Source organism: Micromonospora maritima, from assembly GCF_902825405.1.
Taxonomy (GTDB): Bacteria; Actinomycetota; Actinomycetes; order Mycobacteriales; family Micromonosporaceae; genus Micromonospora; species Micromonospora maritima.
Window position 1 is genome coordinate 1 of record NZ_CADEAU010000708.1, and the last position, 2,225, is coordinate 2,225.

3 protein-coding genes and 2 pseudogenes are annotated in these 2,225 nt (G+C 75.1%); 3 read left to right on the forward strand and 2 right to left on the reverse strand.

Going from position 1 to position 2,225, the window contains the following annotated elements:
• A pseudogene (locus tag HUW36_RS31330) lies at positions 1–182 on the forward strand (hypothetical protein); the annotation flags it as partial.
• 9 nt (positions 183–191) lie between these two features.
• Here the strand turns inward: HUW36_RS31330 and HUW36_RS31335 are convergent.
• Together HUW36_RS31335 and HUW36_RS31340 are read right to left on the reverse strand one after the other, a co-directional pair.
• The gene (locus tag HUW36_RS31335) at positions 192–377 is read right to left on the reverse strand and encodes a GTPase activator (RefSeq protein ID WP_246248415.1); all 186 of its coding nucleotides are present in this window, start codon (positions 375–377) and stop codon (positions 192–194) included.
• Positions 378–435: 58 nt separating this feature from the next.
• Entirely contained in the window at positions 436–1,326 is an 891-nt protein-coding gene (locus tag HUW36_RS31340; protein ID WP_174531379.1) for a DUF72 domain-containing protein, read from the reverse strand.
• A gap of 120 nt (positions 1,327–1,446) precedes the next feature.
• Between HUW36_RS31340 and HUW36_RS31345 the strand changes: the two genes are divergently transcribed.
• Together HUW36_RS31345 and HUW36_RS31350 are read left to right on the forward strand one after the other, a co-directional pair.
• Positions 1,447–1,953, forward strand: coding sequence for a DinB family protein (locus HUW36_RS31345; RefSeq protein WP_174531380.1), 507 nt, complete (start codon positions 1,447–1,449; stop codon positions 1,951–1,953).
• Positions 1,954–2,034: 81 nt separating this feature from the next.
• Positions 2,035–2,225, forward strand: a pseudogene (locus tag HUW36_RS31350) (hypothetical protein); the annotation flags it as partial.

Below are 2,225 nucleotides of genomic sequence, written 5' to 3' on the forward strand. Positions count from 1 at the left end.
CGAAGGCGGGCAGGCACGGGTTCGGGCCGGTCGAGCCGACCCGGACGAGCGAGGCGGGGCCGGGCGCACCGCCCGACCCGGCCCCGTCCCGACGGACGTTCCCGGACGACCGGGCGGACGGCGACCTCGGCGACAACGCGCTGGAGGAGGCGACCGGGATGCGCCCGGAGACCCGTCCCTGAGCGTGGCCCTCAGGAGCCGGTGCCGTCCTCACCCGGCCGGCCCGGCGCCGACGGCTCGTTGTCCGGCACCGGCGAGTCGGCCACCGGGTGCCCGGTGTCGTCCACCAGGTCCGGCGCCATGCTGCCGCCGTGCGCCTCCTCGGCCTCCCGGGTCGCCCCGGGGTCCCGGCCGGCCTCGTCCCGTCGTTCGTCCACGGCTCCCCCTCGTTCGTCGACGACAGCGGCGGTACCCGGCAGCCGGGTGGGGAAACCTTCAGGCCCGCGCGGTGGCCGGGGCGACATCGAGCAGGGCGGCGAGGTGGGCGGCGTCCCGCTGGGCCTGGTCGCCGCAGCAGTTGTTCATCAGCACGTGCAGCTCGGCGCACTGGTCGGCCAGCTCGCGCAGCAGCACCGACCAGTGCCGCAGCTCCCGCTCGCCGTAGGCGTAGCGGAACCGGTCCTGCTTGTCGCCGCTCTCCCAGGCCGTGCTGTGCCCGTGGAAGCGGATCACGGCCAGGTCGGTGGTGGCGACGAGGATCGGTGGCACCGAGGAGGCGTGCCCCTGCGGCATGTCCACGCAGGCGTAGCCGAGCCCGTTCTCCCGCAGGAACGTCACGGTGTCCACCACGGCGTCCTCGGTGAACCACGAGGAGTGTCGCAGCTCGACGGTGACCGGCCAGGGCCGGCACCGCCGCGCCGCGGCCAGGATCCGCCGCCGGGCCGCGTCGCCGCGGGCCAGCCAGGGCGGGAACTGCAACAGCACCGCGCCGAGCCGGTCGGCCGCCGCGAGCGGCGCCAGCGCCGCGTGGAACCGGTCCCACAGCTCGTCGTACGCACCGGCGGGCAGGTCCCGCCAGCGGACCCGACTCGGCCCGCCGTCCGGCCGCAGGTCCCGCGGCAGCGCGTCGACCGGGGTGTGGTGGCCGGTGAAGAGCCGGAACGCCTTGACGTCGAAGGTGAACCCGGGTGGGGTGGCGGCGGCCCAGGCCGTCGTCGTCTCCGGAGCCGGCACCGCGTAGTACGAGGTGTCCACCTCGACCAGACCGAAGTGCTCCGCGTACCAGCCCAGCCGGCCGGCCGGGGTGTTGACCCCGCGCGGGTACCAGCCGGAGCGGACCAGCATCTGGTCGGCCCACGAGGACGTGCCCACCTTGATGACACCCATGTCATTCAGTTGACCGCCACCCGGACGGATCGGCAACCGGAGGCTCCGGTGTGGAGCCTCGGAACTGTCGGTCCGAGGTCGTACGGTGACGTCGGGTCGTCGAACGGAAGGGCGGGCGGGATGGACGTCAGCGACCAGGTTCTCACCGGCGAGCGGGCGGATCTGCTCGCCGCCCTGCGCCGGCACCGCGGTTTCCTGCGGCAGACGGTGGCCGGGCTCGACGACGAGCAGGCGGCACGCCGGAGCACGGTCAGCGAGCTGTGCCTCGGCGGAATCGTCAAGCACGTGGCGATCACGGAGCGGATGTGGGCCCGGTTCGCGGTGGGCGGGGCCGAGGCGATGAGCAGCGAGCCGGTCGACTGGGCCGGCCAGTTCCGGATGGACCCGACCGACACGCTCGCCGGGCTGCTGGCCGAGTTCGACCGGGTGGCCGCCGGGACCGACGCCCTGGTCGCCACGCTCGACCTGGACGCGGCGCACGCCCTGCCCGACCAGCCCTGGTTCGAGCGCGGCGCCGCCTGGACGGTGCGCCGGGTGCTGCTGCACCTGGTCGCCGAGATCTCGCAGCACGCCGGCCACGCCGACATCATCCGCGAGTCCATCGACGGGGCGAAGACGATGGGCTGACCGGCGACGTGACCCACCTCACCGTCCCGGCGCGGCCGATGGTGTGACACCAGGCCAGGTGGCGGCGCTGAGGGTCACGAGATGGACGCACCCCGCCTGGACCAGGAAACCGTCGAGCGGCTGCTCGTCGGTTCCGCCGACGGGCCGCGACCGCTCGCCCGTCTCCTCGACGCCGTCCGGGTCCCGCCGCGCACCGGCGAGGTCACCGGCGAGGCCGCCGCGGTGGCCGCCTTCCGGCAGGCGCGGGCCGGCGACCCCGACGCGACCGCGTC

Bases quoted from the DNA above. Each gene is read 5' to 3' on its own strand.
- HUW36_RS31340 (WP_174531379.1), bottom strand. From the start codon at position 1,326: ATGGGTGTCATCAAGGTGGGCACGTCCTCGTGGGCCGACCAGATGCTG.
- HUW36_RS31345 (WP_174531380.1), top strand. From the start codon at position 1,447: ATGGACGTCAGCGACCAGGTTCTCACCGGCGAGCGGGCGGATCTGCTC.